The organism is Sphaerospermopsis aphanizomenoides BCCUSP55 (assembly GCF_001586785.1).
In the GTDB taxonomy this organism is placed as follows: domain Bacteria; phylum Cyanobacteriota; class Cyanobacteriia; order Cyanobacteriales; family Nostocaceae; genus Sphaerospermopsis_A; species Sphaerospermopsis_A aphanizomenoides_A.
The window spans coordinates 19369-37336 of sequence record NZ_LUFH02000041.1 but is presented as its reverse complement, the minus strand read 5'-3'; the positions used below and the strand labels follow the sequence as shown (position 1 = coordinate 37336).

The 17968-nt window shown below is 40.1% G+C and carries 18 protein-coding genes; 10 read left to right on the top strand and 8 right to left on the bottom strand.

Annotated features, from left to right (window positions below):
* Window positions 1-254: 254 nt before the first annotated feature.
* Window positions 255-2333: a hypothetical protein gene (locus tag A0J48_RS12300; protein WP_200323431.1), complete on the top strand. Its 2079-nt coding sequence runs from the start codon at window positions 255-257 to the stop codon at window positions 2331-2333.
* Between the two features lie 200 nt (window positions 2334-2533).
* On the opposite strand, the gene A0J48_RS12295 is transcribed toward A0J48_RS12300, so the two are convergent.
* Window positions 2534-3430 (bottom strand): shikimate dehydrogenase, encoded by an 897-nt coding sequence (locus A0J48_RS12295; protein WP_200323430.1) that lies wholly within the window; start codon window positions 3428-3430, stop codon window positions 2534-2536.
* Window positions 3431-3677: 247 nt separating this feature from the next.
* Complete coding sequence (locus tag A0J48_RS12290; protein ID WP_200323429.1) at window positions 3678-3830, bottom strand: hypothetical protein; 153 nt, start codon at window positions 3828-3830, stop codon at window positions 3678-3680.
* Between the two features lie 151 nt (window positions 3831-3981).
* Between A0J48_RS12290 and A0J48_RS12285 the strand changes: the two genes are divergently transcribed.
* The gene (locus A0J48_RS12285; protein WP_200323428.1) at window positions 3982-4896 is read left to right on the top strand and encodes an alpha/beta fold hydrolase; all 915 of its coding nucleotides are present in this window, start codon (window positions 3982-3984) and stop codon (window positions 4894-4896) included.
* Between the two features lie 602 nt (window positions 4897-5498).
* Here the strand turns inward: A0J48_RS12285 and A0J48_RS12280 are convergent.
* Entirely contained in the window at window positions 5499-6458 is a 960-nt protein-coding gene (locus A0J48_RS12280) for an aldo/keto reductase (protein ID WP_200323427.1), read from the bottom strand.
* 127 nt (window positions 6459-6585) lie between these two features.
* On the opposite strand from A0J48_RS12280, the gene A0J48_RS12275 reads away from it, so the two are divergent.
* Window positions 6586-7185, top strand: a complete 600-nt coding sequence (locus tag A0J48_RS12275; protein ID WP_200323426.1) for a DUF1802 family protein — start codon at window positions 6586-6588, stop codon at window positions 7183-7185.
* A 38-nt stretch (window positions 7186-7223) separates the two neighbouring features.
* On the opposite strand, the gene A0J48_RS12270 is transcribed toward A0J48_RS12275, so the two are convergent.
* Window positions 7224-7451, bottom strand: coding sequence for an addiction module protein (locus A0J48_RS12270; RefSeq protein WP_200323425.1), 228 nt, complete (start codon window positions 7449-7451; stop codon window positions 7224-7226).
* 175 nt (window positions 7452-7626) lie between these two features.
* Here A0J48_RS12270 and A0J48_RS12265 point away from each other — a divergent pair, with 175 nt between their 5' ends.
* From A0J48_RS12265 to A0J48_RS12255, 3 genes are all read left to right on the top strand, one after another.
* Window positions 7627-8094, top strand: coding sequence for a GNAT family N-acetyltransferase (locus A0J48_RS12265; protein ID WP_200323424.1), 468 nt, complete (start codon window positions 7627-7629; stop codon window positions 8092-8094).
* A gap of 150 nt (window positions 8095-8244) precedes the next feature.
* A complete protein-coding gene (locus A0J48_RS12260) occupies window positions 8245-8400 on the top strand; it encodes a hypothetical protein (RefSeq protein WP_200323423.1) in 156 nt (51 codons plus the stop codon).
* A gap of 88 nt (window positions 8401-8488) precedes the next feature.
* Entirely contained in the window at window positions 8489-8653 is a 165-nt protein-coding gene (locus tag A0J48_RS12255) for a hypothetical protein (RefSeq protein ID WP_200323422.1), read from the top strand.
* Window positions 8654-8791: 138 nt separating this feature from the next.
* On the opposite strand, the gene A0J48_RS12250 is transcribed toward A0J48_RS12255, so the two are convergent.
* A complete protein-coding gene (locus A0J48_RS12250; protein ID WP_200323421.1) occupies window positions 8792-9061 on the bottom strand; it encodes a hypothetical protein in 270 nt (89 codons plus the stop codon).
* 597 nt (window positions 9062-9658) lie between these two features.
* Window positions 9659-12103 (bottom strand): ATP-dependent Clp protease ATP-binding subunit, encoded by a 2445-nt coding sequence (locus A0J48_RS12245; protein ID WP_200323454.1) that lies wholly within the window; start codon window positions 12101-12103, stop codon window positions 9659-9661.
* A 373-nt stretch (window positions 12104-12476) separates the two neighbouring features.
* On the opposite strand from A0J48_RS12245, the gene A0J48_RS12240 reads away from it, so the two are divergent.
* Window positions 12477-12773, top strand: coding sequence for a DUF3288 family protein (locus A0J48_RS12240; RefSeq protein WP_200323419.1), 297 nt, complete (start codon window positions 12477-12479; stop codon window positions 12771-12773).
* 183 nt (window positions 12774-12956) lie between these two features.
* Here A0J48_RS12240 and A0J48_RS12235 read toward each other — a convergent pair whose 3' ends face one another.
* Both A0J48_RS12235 and A0J48_RS12230 read right to left on the bottom strand, forming a co-directional pair.
* On the bottom strand, window positions 12957-14489 hold the full coding sequence (locus A0J48_RS12235) for an MlaD family protein (protein ID WP_200323452.1): 1533 nt from the start codon (window positions 14487-14489) through the stop codon (window positions 12957-12959).
* Between the two features lie 141 nt (window positions 14490-14630).
* The gene (locus tag A0J48_RS12230; RefSeq protein WP_200323417.1) at window positions 14631-15446 is read right to left on the bottom strand and encodes an ABC transporter ATP-binding protein; all 816 of its coding nucleotides are present in this window, start codon (window positions 15444-15446) and stop codon (window positions 14631-14633) included.
* Window positions 15447-15485: 39 nt separating this feature from the next.
* On the opposite strand from A0J48_RS12230, the gene A0J48_RS12225 reads away from it, so the two are divergent.
* The 3 genes from A0J48_RS12225 (at window position 15486) to A0J48_RS12215 (ending at window position 17935) form a co-directional block, all read left to right on the top strand.
* Entirely contained in the window at window positions 15486-16985 is a 1500-nt protein-coding gene (locus tag A0J48_RS12225) for a phytoene desaturase family protein (protein ID WP_200323450.1), read from the top strand.
* 253 nt (window positions 16986-17238) lie between these two features.
* Window positions 17239-17541 carry a type II toxin-antitoxin system HigB family toxin gene (locus tag A0J48_RS12220; RefSeq protein WP_200323415.1) on the top strand — a complete coding sequence of 101 codons (303 nt, stop codon included), beginning with the start codon at window positions 17239-17241 and terminating at the stop codon, window positions 17539-17541.
* Window positions 17522-17935, top strand: a complete 414-nt coding sequence (locus A0J48_RS12215; RefSeq protein ID WP_200323413.1) for a helix-turn-helix domain-containing protein — start codon at window positions 17522-17524, stop codon at window positions 17933-17935. Before A0J48_RS12220 ends, A0J48_RS12215 begins: the two co-directional genes overlap by 20 nt.
* Window positions 17936-17968 lie beyond the last annotated feature (33 nt).

Below are 17968 nucleotides of genomic sequence, written 5' to 3'. Positions count from 1 at the left end.
CCCTACACCCTAGTTCCAGCAAGGAGGAAACAAAAACCCAGTCACAATTCCCCAAGCCAATTAACAATTTTCAGCTTCACTGCACGGGTAGTATTAGAACCACACCCCTTGAGTCAACTTGCCCGTCTCTAAAATTACCAAATTATTCTTGTATATTTTTCCTTAGATAATTTATACTCGCATTGAAACTGTCAATTCACCTGCTCAAAGATAATAAAAACTATAAAACTATATAGAACATTAGCTGTAAGACCATGATTAAAGTAACATTACAAAAAGAAGATATGCAGGTTTTAGCCAGTACCTTACAAGAACAACTACTGATGGAAATGCCATCTGGGCAGGTTTTTCAGGTTAAGTGCGCTCTCAAAAATGATGAACTGATGGTTTTAACACAACATCCTCCAGGTGTAGCTGTTGATACTGAAAAAGTCTTTGCCGTACTTGAGGAAGCACTCCAGTGGCAATCTCAATATCATGAACAAAGAACACAATTTTATGTGAGGGTTTCTGGAGAAAAGCTTCCTTATGCTAAACATTCCATAATTATCCAAGCCAAGATTATACAGGATCATCCAGAAACTATCTCAGAAGAAGCCAGCAACGGACTATATCAGAGTACAGCAAAAAACCAGTTAATTTTTCCACCGCTGAATATTTCTGAACTGCCCTCTCCTGTCGATGACAATATCTCGGATAATCCATTTAGTTCCCTGACAGATGATAATATCACCGATACGAAATTTAGCTCATTAACAGACGATAATATTTCTGATAATCCGTTTAGCTTACTAACAGACGATAATATTTCTGATACGAAATTTAGCTCATTAACAGATGATAATATCACCGATACGAAATTTAGCTCATTAACAGACGATAGTATCTCCAATACGACATTTGGCTCAGATGCTTCATTTAGCTCAGATACAACCTTTAGCTCAGATACTTCATTTAGCTCAGATACAACCTTTAGCTCAGATACTTCATTTCTTAATGAGAGTGACAATAACGCAGCATACGAAGAAAAGTTTGACCCCTTCACTGATGAAAAAAATTTCTCAAAGCGCAAAAAAAAGGTGTCTCTTCCATCCTTACCCATACTTTTAGGTGGGACATTGGGAGTAGTAGTTATTTTTGGTGGTGGTGCTTTCTTTCTGACTCGTGCTTGTGTGATTGGCGAGTGTAAAGAATTACAAACAGCCGAGCAATTTAAAAGCCAGTCTCAACAATTAATCCGTCAAGCTAAGTCTGAAAAAGAACTAGTAGCAGTACAACAACAAATAGATACGGTTATTTCTGATCTTAAAGTAATTCCTCAATGGTCGCCTCGTTATCAGTCTGCACAGGAAATAACTGCAAATTTTTCTGACCAGTCAGCAAAAATCAACCAGGTGGTCAAAGCTTTAGAGTCTGCATCTGCGGCAGAGCAAAAAACTAAAACTCCCGCAACTAGCCTAGAAGAACTACGCGCCAGACAAACTTTATGGCGACAAGTGATCATACCACTAGAGTCTATTAAACCTGGTAACGAACTATATGGGTTGGTGCGGGTAAATCTGCCCAAGTATCAGAGTAATTTACAAACTCTCAATCAGCAGTTGCTAAATGAAGAATCATGGTTGAAAAAGCTCACCACAGCCAAAACTGTGGCTAATTCAGCCCTCAAGCGTGAAGCTGCTGCTAAATCTGCTAATGACTGGCAACGGGTACAGTTTGCTTGGCAAGAGGTTGTTAATGATTTGAAAAGTATCCCTGCAACCAGCACAGGACATGAGGAAGCAAAAAATCTGTTAGCAGATTATCAGCCGAAACTCATATTGGCACGCAACCGCGCTAAAAGAGAAAATACAGCGGCTCTCAACTTCAAACGAGCAGTTGATATGGCTAGTAAAGCTAAAGCTTATGAAGCACAGAATCAATGGCAAGCAGCAATAGCATCTTGGGAGCAAGCTGAACAGACAGCTAAACAGGTTTCTCAAGATAGCTCTTTCTATAACCAAGCACAATCTCTGATTCAATCTTATTCGACAGCCGCAGCACAGGCAAAAGAAAAACAACAAGTCTATGGAAATTTAGCACAAACTCGTGCTGATTTGGGCAAAACCTGTGTTAATGGGACGCGATTTTGCATTTTTAATATCGAACCTAATAAAATTGTTGTCCGCTTAACCCCGGAGTACGACCAAGCATTACAAACTGCTAACCCTGATATTCAAAGTCATCTACAAACTTTGCAACAAGCTCTAGGAGTAATTGGTGAAAATGCCAACTTACCCATATTTCTCTATAACTCCCAAGGACAGGAAAGGTATATGAAGATGCCTCAATAGGAGTTAGGGGTGTAGGGTGTAGGGTGCAGGGTGTAGGGGCAGGGTGCAGGGTGCAGGGGGTAGGGTGCAGGGGAAAAATTACTTCTTTCTTGTTCTTTCTTCTTCTTCCTGTAACTCCTGAACTCCTGTAACTACTGAACTTCTGTAACTCCTGAACTCCTGTAACTCCTGAACTCCTGTAACTACTGAACTTCTCCTTCCTACAATCCCAAATGATTCTGTAGTGCTTGGCGCATTTCGTCTACCGGTACTGTTTCCTGTTGCAACCAGATTTTTAAGGCTGCTGCACCTTGTTGGACTAACATTTCTAAACCATCAATGGGAATTGCACCTTGTTTTTCTGCTAGTTGTAAAAATTTTGTAGGTTTGGGAATATAGATTAAATCATAAGCAATGACACCTGAAGGTAAATTTGCCATATCATCACTACTTAAAGGTGAGTCATCTATGTGGGGATACATCCCAATGGGAGTTGTATTTACCAACAGGTTCGCTTGGGGAATTAGCTTTGGTAATTCTTCCCAGGAATGTACTTGAAATTTATCTGCAAAGGGTGAATTCTGCCAACTTTGGCGAAAGTCCTTCAATTTATAGATATTTCGCCCTACGAGATGAATTTCTGCCAAACCTAACTGCACACAACCAGCGACAATTGCCCTAGCTGCACCACCATTTCCTAAAATTACCGCTTTTTTTTGACTCCAATCTTGCTGATATGTGGTTTGCAAAGGGGCAATAAATCCTTCTACGTCTGTGTTTGTCCCTACCCATTTGTTACCTTGACGGGTTACGGTATTGACTGCACCTATAGCTTGGGCGATTGGTGAAATTTCTGATAATAAAGGTATTATTGCTTGTTTGTGGGGAATTGTTACACTAAAACCAACAACCCCAATAGTTGCAAAACCTGCGATCGCAGTTGCTAAATTTTCTGGTGCAATAGGAAAAGGTAAATAAACATAATCTAACCCCAACTTTGCCAATGCTACATTGTGCATCACTGGTGACAGAGAATGCTCTACAGGATGTCCAATCACTCCCAACAGTTGAGTTTTGCCGGTGATACTCTGGCAATAATTATAATTTTGGCTATTCATTATTTAAGTCGAGTATTTTTTAGTTATAAATAAAATTATACTTACTGAAGTAAAGGAATAAGGTCATACTACTCGGTTAAGGCTTTTTTGGAAATTATAAATAACGATATTGCAAGGGTTTCAGCATTCTTGATTTTGTTAACCGAGCAGTATTGTAAAACTTCGCCAAATATTGCGACACTAGCTTGATTAGTTCTCAACTTATCTCGTTTCCTGTTCAGTTTCAACTTTGTGCAAGTGAGAAAAATTACGCAGCACTTTCTTCATACTGAGCTAACTTCTCTAATATCTCTACTAGCTGTTCTAAGGTAAACTCACCTTGGGCTTCTTGGCTGTAAGAATTTGTGTAACTAACAGATTGTCTTGAGAACTGGTTGAAGATGGATGTGATGAACTGCATTTTTTGTACCTACTGAATTTGCACATCCTTATCCTAGACTTCAATTGTGTAAAACTTGTGGACAAATGTGGAAAATAACACAGGTGAGTTATAAACCTTAATTTGACTGCTAATCTAAAAATATTAACAATACTTAACATTGATTCAGATTATGCAGACAGCTATAGCACCCTCTACAACTCCAATTCCCGGACAATACTGGCAATGGCGTGGACACAATATTTACTACGTACAAGCAGGAGAGAAACAACCCCAGCGTCCCCCCTTATTATTAGTACATGGTTTTGGTGCTTCCACAGACCACTGGCGAAAAAATATTACAAGACTGTGTGCAGATTTTCAAGTATTCGCCATAGACCTTTTAGGATTTGGACGGTCAGCAAAAGCGAAATTGCAGTATAGTGGAGACTTATGGCGTGACCAATTGCGAGACTTTATTAGTGAAGTCATTGGTGAAAAAACAGTATTAGTCGGTAATTCCCTTGGTGGTTATGCTTGTTTGTGTGTAGGGGCGGAATATCTTGATATTGTGGCTGGGGTAGTATTACTTAATAGTGCGGGGCCTTTTTCTGAACCGGAAGCTATACAAGCGCAAGTTCAACCTCCTAAAAATCCTGTACAACAATTATTAGGTAAAACTGTCAAATGGAGTTTTAAACGACGTTTATTTCAGGCTTTATTATTTCAATATGTGCGTCAACGTTGGGTAATTCGTCGTACCTTAGAAAAGGTTTATTTGGATAAAACTGCAATTACTGATCAATTAGTAGCAGAAATTCAACGTCCGGCTTATGATCAAGGTGCTTTAGATGTCTTTGTCTCAGTTTTTAGCACTCCCCAAGGAAAAAAGGTTGATGTTTTACTTAAACAATTAACTTGTCCTTTATTATTGTTGTGGGGTGAAGCAGATCCTTGGATGAAAGCGCGGGAACGTTCCCAGAAATTTCGTCAATATTATCCCCAATTAACAGAATATTTTCTCTCTGCTGGTCATTGTCCCCATGACGAAGCACCTGAGCAAGTGAACCCGCTTTTACGTGATTGGGTTTTATCTATTACTAATTGATAATTGATAATTGACAATTGATAATTTAACCATTCAAGGTTTAAAGCTTCTCCTTTGTCCGGGTAAAAAGATAAAAGCTTTTCATTTTCCCATTCAATCCTCTTCCTTCCAGCCAGAGGTAATTGTCAATTGTCCATTATCCATTATCCATTGATAAACATCTAAAAACCTGGTCAGAGGTGACCAGGTTCTAGCGGATTGAGAAGTTTCAAATTGTTAAGATTAAGTAAGTAATTGAAAGTCAAAAACTAGGGTGGATACTGAAACTACAAGTTCAGCATTATTCCGTTTTTCCGCTTAGGGATTTGGCGCGACCATCACTAATAGTCGGAATGCCACTTTAGATTTGAAATGCTAAAACTTGTTGGGCTTTTGACAGGGGACACACAGGTCATTGCCCGATTGGTTGGTTGTTTTTCTTCCTGTGTCCTTATGAATATAATCTAGCATTCCCTAGTTAAGATGCGATCGCTTGTTTACTAATCTTGACGTTTTGTTTCAATTAGCAATATTGGTGACAGGTGACAGGTAACAGGTGACAGGTGACAGGGGGAAAATTACCAATCACCAACTATCAACTATCAACTATCAACTATCAACTATCACCATTCCCACATAATTCCTGTATTGTCAAAATGATCGGTAACAATGCGGCCACTTTTGTCTATTTGGGCAATTTCTGTGGCTGAAAGTTGAACTTCTGCGGCTTTGGCATTATCTATTGCTTGTTGAGGATATCTTGCACCAGCGATCGCATTTGTTTGGGGTTGGGCAATTAACCACGCCAATGCTAACTGCGCTAAACTACAATTGTGATTTTCGGCTATAGGTTTGAGTTGGTCTAACGCCTGTTGAGCGCGTTCAAAGTTTTCGTCTTGAAATAACCTATTTTTAGCTCGGTTATCTTCTGGGTCAAATTTATGTCCCGGTGCAAATTTACCAGTTAACAATCCTTGGGCTAGAGGTGAATAAGCCAAAATCGAAATATTGTTTTCAATACAATAGGGCATGGCATCAGTTTCTACATTCCGCCAAAATAACGAATATGGTGGTTGTAAACTATCAATGCGTCCATATTGGGCAGCTTCTACTATTTGTTCACGAGAAAAATTAGAAACACCGATAGCACGAATTTTACCTTGTTCTTTGAGGTGATTTAAGGCACTCATGGTTTCTTCTATAGGGACGATTTCACTTTTGAAAGAACCAGCAGGCCAATGAATTTGGTAAAGGTCGATGTAGTCGGTTTTGAGATTTTTTAGGGAACGTTCACAAGCTTCAATCACTTGTTGATATTTGAGATGATTGGAAAAAACTTTCGTGGCATATTCCACGCGATCGCGCACATCAGACAAAGCTTCAGCTACAATCTGTTCAGAATGCCCATCACCATAAACTTCCGCAGTATCTATGGTTGTAATTCCGGCTTCATAAGCAGCACGAATGGTTTGAATAGAGTCTGCATCTTCTATTCCCACCCACATTCTTTTCCCTGCTTGCCAAGTTCCCATTAGAATAGGTGATATTTGGACGGAGGATGTACCCAGTGTGCGTTTTTCCATAGTTTTGCTCTAAATTTCTGACAACAGCTACAGTAATTAGGAAACCAATAAACTTTTAACCTATTACCTGTCACCTGTCACCTGTCACCTGTCACCTGTCACCTGTCACCTGTCACCTAATATAAAGATGCTCATGGAACTGACTACCACTTTTCATGCTCTCAAAGAATGGTCTGTAGCGGTAAATGCTTTAGAAAGCGGCCAAACGATTATGTTACTTCGTAAAGGCGGTATCCATGAACGGGGAGGACGCTTTCAGGTTGCATATCCACAAGTTCTGCTCTATCCTACTTACGAGCATCAACAATCTTTTATGCTGAAGGCTGAGTATGCTAATCTTGTCTATCCAGTCACTTCAGGATGGCATCCAGAAACTATTCGTATCGGTAGCTGGGCAGAAATTACGGATATTTTACCCGTTGCGGATGAGTCTATTGTCAGTGATTTACTGCCTTTTCATATTTGGAACGAGTATTTTATTAGCGATCGCTTGAAATGGAAAGCGCGTCAGCCTTTATATATTCTTCTGTTAAGGACTTATAAACTACCTCAAGAGCAGTATATTCCTTATTTGCCTGAATATGGTGGTTGTAAATCTTGGATTGATTTAGATCAACAGGTGCGGTTAGAAAGTTCGGAAGCGGTTTTATCTGATGATGTTTATGGTGAGTTAGTTGAGACTATTCGTGGGATTATTGGCGATCGGTTGTATGCGGTATCTTTGTAAGTAGGAGTTGCGGGTATTTGGGGATGGGAGGTTATAGTTTATTGGGCAAATTCTAAGCGTTGTTTAACCTCTTCCCAACTAGAACCACTTGTAGGATTTTTTTTGTAATTTTCTAAACGTCGATCTAGTTCCTGTTGTTGGGCTTCACTCAAGGGTAATTCCTCTTGCTGTTCTAAGATGCTATCCCATAAATCTTCAACTAGTTGGATGCGTTCAGCAATGCTGATTTCAGAAATGTCAACTTTCAAGAGGGGTTGGAGACTCATAAGTAGAGAGTTGGGGTTGAGCTTTCACCTATTTTATAACATTGGGACATTTGTAAAATTAGAGCAAACATTCTCAGTAAATCAGTCTTGAATTCAATCCAACCTACAGCTAACTGAATATGTAACATACTGTAGTACAATGGGTGTGGCTGACATATCCTCGTTACTATTGACCATGATTCGACCGACCACACCAGAAGACACAAACGCACTAATCGCCGTAGCTAAAACTATTGGCTTTCAGCCGCAAGAGCTTGATTATCTGAGAAAAATGCTGTTCAATTACTTGAAAGACGGCGAAACTGAAAGTTTTTGGCTTACCTACGCAGAAAATGAGCCTGTTGGAGTCGCTTACTGCGAACCGGAACGGATGACTCATCAAACGTGGAATCTGCTATTAATCGCCATCAGAGAAGACCTCCAGGGACAAGGACGGGGCGGGAAACTGCTGGACTATGTTGAACAAACATTAATAGAACGTGGTGGACGGATGCTGCTGGTGGAAACTTCAGGACTTCCCGACTTTGAGCGCACACGGTCATTTTACGTGAAATGTGGCTTTCAGCAGGAAGCACGCATCCGAGATTTCTACGCAGAGGGAGATGATAAAATCGTGTTCCGCAAAGTGTTGAATGCAGATTAGACTACGGTTTAGGGTAATGGGCGACAGTGGATTTAATAAGTACCCAAGCAAAATTAATTGTACATATTGATTAAAAACAAAAATGTCTGTATTCCTTACCTATTCCCTATTCCCTCTTCCCTATTCCCTCTCCTAACTATAAAATTTATTTTGCACGACTACTTAACCCTGCTGGAGCAGATTATATATTTTGGGGGAGTGGGATTTCCTGCCGTAGTGCTGAAAGCGATCGCCTATTTTGTAGATTGGTTTAAGGAACGCAACCCAACAGCAATAGTGTTAATGTTGTTGATGTTTATTTGTTAGAGTTCATTTTTAGCTAGATTTATAATGAGTTTAACAAAGTCATTTACCAATCAGTAAAATTTAAATAACCAAAAATCACTCTATGCTTATGAATGAAAAACTCCAAACAGAAACAGACAAAAGCCAGACAAGCACTGATATAGAGAGAAATCAAGAACAAGAAACAGAAAAAGTTTTATGTCCTCACTGTCAGCGCACTGCTACGAACGGTATTAAATGTAAAGGTATTTGTGTGGCTGACAATGACTATTAAGAGTTTTCAATTGGAAAATAGCCATAGGAATCCCATTTGAGTTTTACTCAGTAGACTGAGGTCTTCTAACTCAAGGTACAATTTCCTTGCATTTAATAAATTTTCTGATTTGGTGATGATTCAGGAATTTACTCTCGTCTACCAACCATTACAAAAATCATCCAATCTAATCTCCTTCCAAATCTCAGAAACCTGCCACCCTGTATTGCCAACCGAGTGAACTATAGGATTATCTCGCCCAGGATTGTAGTTATAGTTAGGTTGTTGATTATCTACATTGATTGCTGTTGTTTCCTCAGCTAAGGTTTCTGGAGCGTTATTCATCTCAGTTTGAAGATTTTCTTCTTCTGACTCCATACTCTTGATTTTATTGATAATTAATTGTTCAGATTTTTTAATGAGTCTCATAGTTTATCCCTCAAAGTTTTGAAAAATTGCACATGAAAAAACGAGAATCTTGTTATTGATGTTAAAATAGACTAAGGTAGTCTTTCAATCATCTTCAAAAAGATCCGCAAAAAGATTTGATGAAGTTTATTTGTAGGAAATTGCCTGGAAAAACTAGGATACAACAAATTTGTTACCAATAGAAGTGTTGTACCGAAAAATTGTCAGCATTTAGCTAATGCCTGACGGCAAGCTACTCGAATAGCTTTCAGCAGTCAGCTTTTTAAAGGTTACGCCAAAAATCACGCTAGTGATAATCTAAGGTTTGATTAAATATTCTGACTCCTGACTCCTGAATTCTTACAAATTAATTTTGCTTAGGGTAAGTAGAAAGGCGTAAAAAACCGAAGTATGTAACTAAAAGTAAAGTTACCCCAAACCCTCTTCCCTCCAGCATAGCTGCCTCCTGCCTTGCCCTAACGATAAATATTCATGCCCACCTGCTTACTTATAATTTTGTGCTTTTAAACGAACATAATAAAAAAGGGTAAAGGCTAAAGGTTTTTAACCCTTTTTCCTTACCCTATGAACCGAGTAATGTGGAAATGGTATTCAGAATTAACCAGCGTTCGCTAAAATTAGCTCGCGGGTTTCTGTTTTTCTGACTCTTACCTGTCCATCGTCATCGACATCCACAATGGCTGTATCACCTTCAAGAATGTGACTCGATAAAATAGCTTCAGCCAGAGAATCTTCTAACAGACGCATAATAGCTCGACGTAACGGTCTAGCACCATAACTGGGGTCGTAACCTTCTCTGACAACCAGGTCTTTAAAGCTTTCTGTGACTTGGAGTTTTATTCCCTTCTCCATCAAGCGATTAGCAACATCCCGGAGCAAGATATCAGCAATTTGTTTGACTTCTTCTTTGTTCAACTGAGTGAAGACGATAATTTCATCAACACGGTTGAGGAACTCAGGACGGAAATAATTTTTCAGTTCTTCGTTTACCAAGTTGCGGATACGGTGATAACTGGCATCGGCTTGGTTATCAAATTCAAACCCTAAACTCATACCACCTTTTTCAATTACCTTAGAACCAATATTGGATGTCAAGATAATTAAGGTGTTCTTGAAGTCCACTTTCCGACCTTTAGCATCGGTGAGGTGTCCGTCATCCAAGATTTGCAGCAGCATATTAAATACATCGGGGTGCGCTTTTTCGATTTCGTCGAAAAGTAGCACTGTGTATGGTTTGCGTCGCACTGCTTCTGTCAGTTGTCCGCCTTCGTCGTAGCCTACATAACCTGGAGGAGAACCGATGAGCTTGGAAACGTTATGGCTTTCCATGTATTCGGACATATCCAAGCGAATCATGGAATCTTCAGAACCGAAGAAGTACGCCGCTAAAGCTTTGGCGAGTTCGGTTTTACCAACACCTGTGGGACCAGAGAAGATAAAGCTGGCGATGGGGCGGTTAGGATTCTTTAACCCCACACGGGCGCGACGGATGGAACGAGAAACGGCTGCAACGGCTTGTTCTTGGCCAATGAGGCGTTTGTGTAGGGTTTCTTCTAAATGCAACAATAACTCTGACTCTGATTCAGTGAGTTTGTTAACGGGTACACCTGTCCAAGAACCGACAATCTCGGCGATGTCTTCTTCGTCAACGATCGCTTTAACTGTTTTCAGGTTGTCTTCTAAGTCCAGTTTGGCTTGAATTTCTAGTTCTTCTTGATGGAGTTTACTAGCTTTGCCAAAATCCTGAAGTCGGATGGCTTCGGCTTTGTCTTTGGTGATGTTTTTGAGTTGCAGTTTAATTTCTTTGTTAGTGACGATGCGGGAGTGGCGTAAACGCACACGAGAACCAGCTTCATCAATTAAGTCTATGGCTTTGTCGGGCAGGAAGCGATCGCTAATATATCGATCTGATAACTGTGCTGCTGCTACTACTGCGTCATCAGAAATGGTGACTTTATGGTGTTGTTCATAAGCACCGCGCAAGCCGTAGAGAATTTGGATGGTTTCTTCTACAGATGGTTCTCCCACCAAAATTGGTTGAAAACGCCGTTCTAGGGCTGCATCCCGTTCGATGTGTTTACGGTATTCATCCAAGGTAGTTGCGCCGATACATTGAAGTTCACCCCGTGCTAAGGCTGGTTTGAGGATATTAGCTGCATCCAAACCGCCTTCTGTGCCACCAGCACCGACTAAGGTATGAATTTCGTCAATCACGAGGATGATATTGCCCACTGAGCGAATTTCATCCATGATTTTTTTCAGGCGTTCTTCAAAGTCTCCACGGAAGCGAGTTCCCGCCACTAACAAGCCCATGTCGAGACTGATAACTTGCTTGTCGAGCAAAACTTCCGGTACATCTTGGTTGATAATGCGTTGCGCTAAACCTTCGGCGATCGCTGTTTTACCAACTCCTGGTTCTCCAATTAAAACCGGGTTGTTTTTGGTGCGCCGACCAAGAATTTGTACTGTCCTTTCAATTTCCTTTTGACGACCCACAACAGGGTCAAGCTTGCCTTCTTGTGCCAGTCGGGTGAGATTTCTGCCAAACTCTTCTATACTTAAGTTTTGGTTACGTCTGGTACTATTACCACCAGCAAAAACAGTGACATCTTCACCCAAACGACTAATTACAGCTGCGCGGACAGTTTGCAAATCCACTCCCAGATTATGCAGCACCTTGGCGGCGACTCCTTCACCCGCCTCAGTTAAACCTAACAATAAATGTTCAGTGTTTATGTAGTTATGTCCAAGACTGTGAGCTTCTCTAAAAGATTGCTCAAACAGGCTTTTTACTTTCGGTGTAAAAGGAATTTCCGGCGGAACAAACCCAGAACCCCGACCAATAATTTTTTCTACTTCCCGACGCGCATCTTTGAGGGTAACACCTAACTCAGCCAGCACTTTCGCAGCCACACCAGTTCCTTCTCCCATCAAACCTAGGAGAATTTGTTCTGTTCCTACGAAATTGTGTCCCAGGCGGCGTGCTTCCTCCTGAGCTAACATGATTACCCTAATGGCTTCGGACGTGAAGTGTTCAAACATAGCGGGTTCTTGCTCCCTTGCTGCTTGGACTTTGGGTGAGATAAAGTTCACCCTTATCTAAAGTTTTTTGTATTTTCTTAAAGACAATGTATCTTTATTTAACACTAGATGACAGTGGTGAGAGCCGTATGAGCTAGGGTGTGGTTGCCGTCTTTAGGAGTACCGAGGGCTGAGTACCGAGTACCGAGTGCTGAGTGCTGAGTGCTGAGTACCGAGTATCGAGTAAATTTAAAGTTATGAAGTAGATCATTTTATATTCCGTAGAAGATAACTTTTCTGGAACTGTTCTACTTTCAACTAAACTGAACTTTCAACTAAACTGAGAACTCAGGATGACATTTAGGACTAAGCACTTACTACTCTCTCACTGAAGATGACAGAAACCTCACCAAGTAAAGACCAACAACATCCGCTCTACAACCGCGATCGCCCCCTTATTAATATTTTACTCGCTCAAGAGGCAACAGACTACAATTTAGCAGAATTAGCTAGGCTGAAAATTCGTTATCAAGGCTTCCCAGGCGCACGGGACATTCAAAAAGACCTAGATAAAGTTTTGCAAAGCTGGGGTTTAACGGAAGCTGAACTTTTCGCCAAAACTCGCCAATTACACGAAGTTGGCGGCATTTATAAAAGTCGCGGCAAAAAAGAAGAGGAAGATTGGAATTAGTCAGAAGGAGTTCAGGAGTTCAAGGAGTATGGCTAACGCCACGCTTCGCACTTCAGGAGTATGGCTTGCGCCACGCTTCGCACTTCAGGAGTTCAGGAAGAAGAAGAAAGAAGATTAAAGAAATAATTTTTCCCCTACACCCTACACCCTAAACCCTAAACCCTACACCCTACACCCTACACCCTATTCCTTGCTCCCCTGCTCCCCAGTGTCCTCAATAGCAGTTTGAGGTGGTGTAGATATTTCTGAATCTAGCTGAATTACATCAGGTGTTTGGGTTGGGGTGGGAGTTATAACTTTGGGTTTCTCTTCTGGTGTTTCTGTAATTGGTGTTTGGGTTGGGGTGGGAGTTATAACTTTGAGTTTTTCCACTGATGCTTTTTTTATGGGGGTGGGGATGATATTTTTAGGTTTTTCTACTTGAGGTTTTTCTACATAAGTTTTTACTATTGGCATAGGTACAGGGGTGAGGACTTCTGGCTGATTCATAGACGCTTTGAGAGAGTCTAGGGTAACAGCTACCTTAGTTTGTTGCTGCATATCTTGTGTAGAAGATACCAGTTTGCTCAGACCATTTACCAATTGCAGGAGATTTTGACGGAATTTGGGATCACCTGTTAATTCATCTAAATCAGATGTAATTTTTTGTGTATTTTCAAATGTCACTCTAGCAGCATCTAAAGTTTGTTGTAGGAGAACAATATTTTTAGGATCATTTAAAGTTTTAGAAGCATCCTTTAAATTAACTGAAGCTTCAGCAGCATTAGCAGAAAGCAGTTCTAAATTTTTCAATAATTCCCCTTCAGTTAAACGATTAACCGCAGGTGATAAACTGCTGACTGTCTGACGCAGTTGATTACTAGTTTGGGTAATATTATTTAAAGTTCCAACTAAAGCCGAACGGTTGGTTGTCAATAAATCATCTAGGTTATTGAGCAAACGACTGGCTTGTTTTGCAGTTGTACTAAATTCGCTGGCTGTTTCCCCTAATTGATTTGCCGTTTTAGCGGTAGTGACTGTGAGTTCATTTGTAGCTTTTTGGATGGTGACAGCAGTATTAGAAAATGTTCCGATTTGTCCTTTAAAGCTTTTGCTCACACTTTGGAGTTCTCGACTGAGATTAGCAACATTAGCAGCCGCATCAGCAGAGGTTACTAATAAGCGATTAACGTTTTTATAAAATTCCTCGTTATTATACTGAGCCGCAAAATCTGATGATTGACGAATTAGTTCATCAACGCTGATACCAATTTGACCTTTTAATTTACTAGATTCATGACAAATGATCAGACTGGGATTACAATCTTTATCTAATGGTTTAGCAATATTAGTCTCTGTTGGTAGGTTGGTTTTTGGAGTAATATCAATAATACTTTCGCTAATTAATCCACTTTGATTTGCTTCAATTTTAGAATCAGCAGGAATGAGTAAATTCGGATCATTTATTTCTATTTCCACCGCAACGGCATTTACTCCCGGTTTAACCTTGGAAATACTACCCACTTTCACACCACGATAACGAACTGGTGCGCCCTTTTGCATTCCTCCAGCGTTAGCAAATTCCACCACAGCTTTATAAGAACTGCGTCCGGGAGTGATTCTATTTAACCATAAAAGAATTATTCCAAATGCTCCTAAACCCAGCAAGATTAATAATCCCACTGAGCCTTCTCTCAAAGTTCGTGTAGAAGTGAAGCCGCTAATTAGACTCCGCATTTTTTCGCGCTCCATAAAAATAGCCCTGACTGGTGAGACAAAGTTGAGAAATGACAGCGATAGATGGAAGCATGAAAACTAATACAGTAATTATTTCATAATCCAAAATCCAAAATCCAAAATCCAAAATCCAAAATATTATCAACCTGCTACTTGAATTGGACCATGTATACTCCCACTCATAAATTGTCTAATCAAAGGATCATCAGTTTGATCTATTTCTGTTACTTTACCTTGCCATTGCACTTTACCTTGATAAAGAAATACCAACCTGTCAGCGGTACGGCGAATGGTACTATCTTGGTGGGTAACAATGCAGTATGTACTACAAACGCCTTGTGTACGTTGTAAACTGCGGATTAAATCTTCAATTACCGTGGAAGCGATGGGGTCAAGTCCGGCTGTGGGTTCATCGTATAGTAAAACTTCTGGACTGTCTGCGGGACTCTCAGGGTTAGACATAATCGCACGAGCAAAACTTACCCGTTTTCGCATCCCTCCTGAAAGTTCCGAGGGATAAAGATGACCAATTCCTGGTAAACCAACCATTTCTAATTTTTCATTGACCAGTTGACGAATGCGCGATCGCTCTAATTTTGTGTTCTGATACAATGAGAAGCCCACATTTTCATCTACATTCAACGAGTCAAATAGTGCAGCTTGTTGAAATACCATGCCAATACTCACAGTATCAGTACCATCCTCAATTAAACCATCTCGCTTTTTGCCTTGGATATAAATTTCTCCGGCATCAGGTTGTAATAAACCAGCTATAATTCTTAAAATTGTTGATTTACCAGTTCCTGAAGGGCCAATAATCCCTATAGCTTCCCCTTTGTAAATTTCTAAATCTACATTATCTAAAACCTGATTTTTACCAAAGGCTTTAGAAATACCTCTGAGTTCAATTAATGGTTCTATTCGTGGTTCTATTATAGGTGATGGGTAATTGCTCATTGGTAATTGATGATTGGTGACTAATGACTAATGACTAGTATGGAAAATATTGATGTCATAGTAATTGGTAGCGGAATAGGTGGTTTATCTGCGGCTGGGTTACTTGCGCGTTATGGAAAACGGGTTTTAGTTTGTGAAAGTCACACTATTGCAGGAGGTGCAGCCCATAGTTTTCAAAGACGCGGTTTTGATTTTGATTCTGGTCCCTCCTTTTACTGTGGTCTTAGCGAATCCCAGAGTTTAAATCCCCTTAAACAAGTTCTCGATGTTCTCGGTGAATCTCTCCCAGTTATACCTTACGATCCTTTAGGACATTATCATTTTCCTGAAGGCACTTTTGCAGTGTATAGCAATGCTGAACGCTATCATCAGGAGTTACAAAAAATCACGATTTCTGGTGCTAGGGAATTTAAACTGTTTGAACAGCGTCTACTAGGACTTTACGACGCAATGAAAGGTATTCCCACCTTAGCACTGCGGGCTGATTGGCAAGTTATACCCCTATTGTTACAGCGTTATTTTCTTTCTTTGGGGAAAATGTTGTTAAATTTGCCAATTGTGCAAACTTCTGTTGGTAGTGTTATGGATGCTACCATCAAAGATCCTTGGGTCAGGCGACTGATTGACCTAGAATGCTTTCTTTTATCTGGTTTAAAGGCAGAAGGAACAATTGCCCCTGAAGTAGCTTTTATGCTTGGTGAACGCTCCCGTGCTGGGGTTGAGTATCCTGTGGGGGGTAGTAGGGCGATTGTTGATGCTTTGGTACGGGGTTTGCAACGTTGGGGTGGTGAGTTGCGCTTGGGTTGTCACGTTGAGCAAATTCTGGTGGAAGGGAAAAAAGCGGTTGGTGTGAAATTGCGAAACGGTGAAATTTTGCCAGCACCGATAGTTATTTCTAACGCTACACTTTGGGATACTTGTAATTATTTGCTACGTTCTGAAGATTTACCTGCAAATTATTATCAAGCTGCTTTAGATACACCAGCAGTTGCAAGTTTTATGCACTTACACTTAGGCATAAAAGTAGATGGTTTAGAGAATTTAACAGGACATCATGTGGTAGTTCATGATTCTCATCAAGATATTACTGTTCCTGGTAATACTTGCATGATTTCTATTCCTAGTGTATGGGATGCTTCTTTAGCACCACCAGGACATCATGTAATTCATGCTTACACTTTAGAACCTTATGCGGGATGGGAACGTAATGATGGTTACGAAAATCAGAAACGGGAAAAAGCACAAACTTTATACCGCGCTCTAGAGCGAATTATCCCGGATATTCGGCAGCGTGTGGTGTTGGAACTTATTGGTACACCTTTAACTCATGCTGGTTATTTGCGACGCTATCAGGGTACTTATGGGCCTGCTATTGCTGCGGGTAAGGGGATGTTTCCGGGGACGCATACGCCGATAAAGGGTTTGTATCGGGTAGGAGATAGCACTTTACCAGGAATTGGTGTGCCGGCGGTGGCTGCTTCGGGTATTTTGTGTGCGAATACTTTGGTTGATGTGGGGCAGGTTTTGGAGGTTTTGTAGTTTTTTTAATAAACCACAGAGGACACAGAGGAAAGAGAGTTTTAAAGAGATTTTATGTCAATCTTATTAATAATTCAGGTATTGCCTTTCTCAATTATCTATCTTTTGGCACTACTATTAACAAAAAACCCCTATTATAACATAAAATAAATTCTGAAAGAGGTCTATTCTGTAATTTTCCAGAAAACTATTGTATTTGGGTAAAAATGTCGTTACTTGTAAGTTAGAGGTAAAAATCATGAAATAAATATTTATGCACATTATCACCCGTCGGACACTTTCCGAATTTTGGGAGAAGCACCCTAACTCACAAACTAGCTTGCAATCATGGTATAAGATTACATTAAAAGCTGAATGGCAAAATTTTGTAGAGTTACGTCAAAGTTTTCCTTCTGCTGATCAAGTTGGTAATCTGACTGTTTTTAACATTGGCGGTAATAAATATCGGCTTATTGTGCTGGTAAAGTACAATTCTCAAAAAGTTTTTATCCGTCATGTCCTCACCCATGCAGAATATGATCAGGAGGACTGGAAAAATGACCCTTGGAATACGTAACAACAACGCTTATCTTGAATTACTTAAATCTTTCCCCCCTCGTCCTATTACTTCTGAGGAGGAATTTTTTGCTACACAAAAGGTTATCAATTTTTTGATTGATAAAGGTGAATTAACTCCTGATGAAGAAGATTATTTAGATGTTTTAGGTACTCTAGTTTATGAGTACGAAGAAAAGCAAAATCCCATACCCGATATTTATGGTGTGGAGTTACTACAAGCGTTGATGGATGAATTTAATGTGCAGCAAAATGACTTAGTTCCTATTTTTGAAACTGAGGTAATTTTATCTGAAGTTTTGAGTAAAAAACGCCCTTTAACAGTTGATCATATTCACCAGCTTTCTGAGTTTTTTCATATTTCCCCTGCTGCGTTTTTTGAGTCAGTTCTTTAAGCACAAACTTTAATCTCTAAGCCTTGCCGCAAG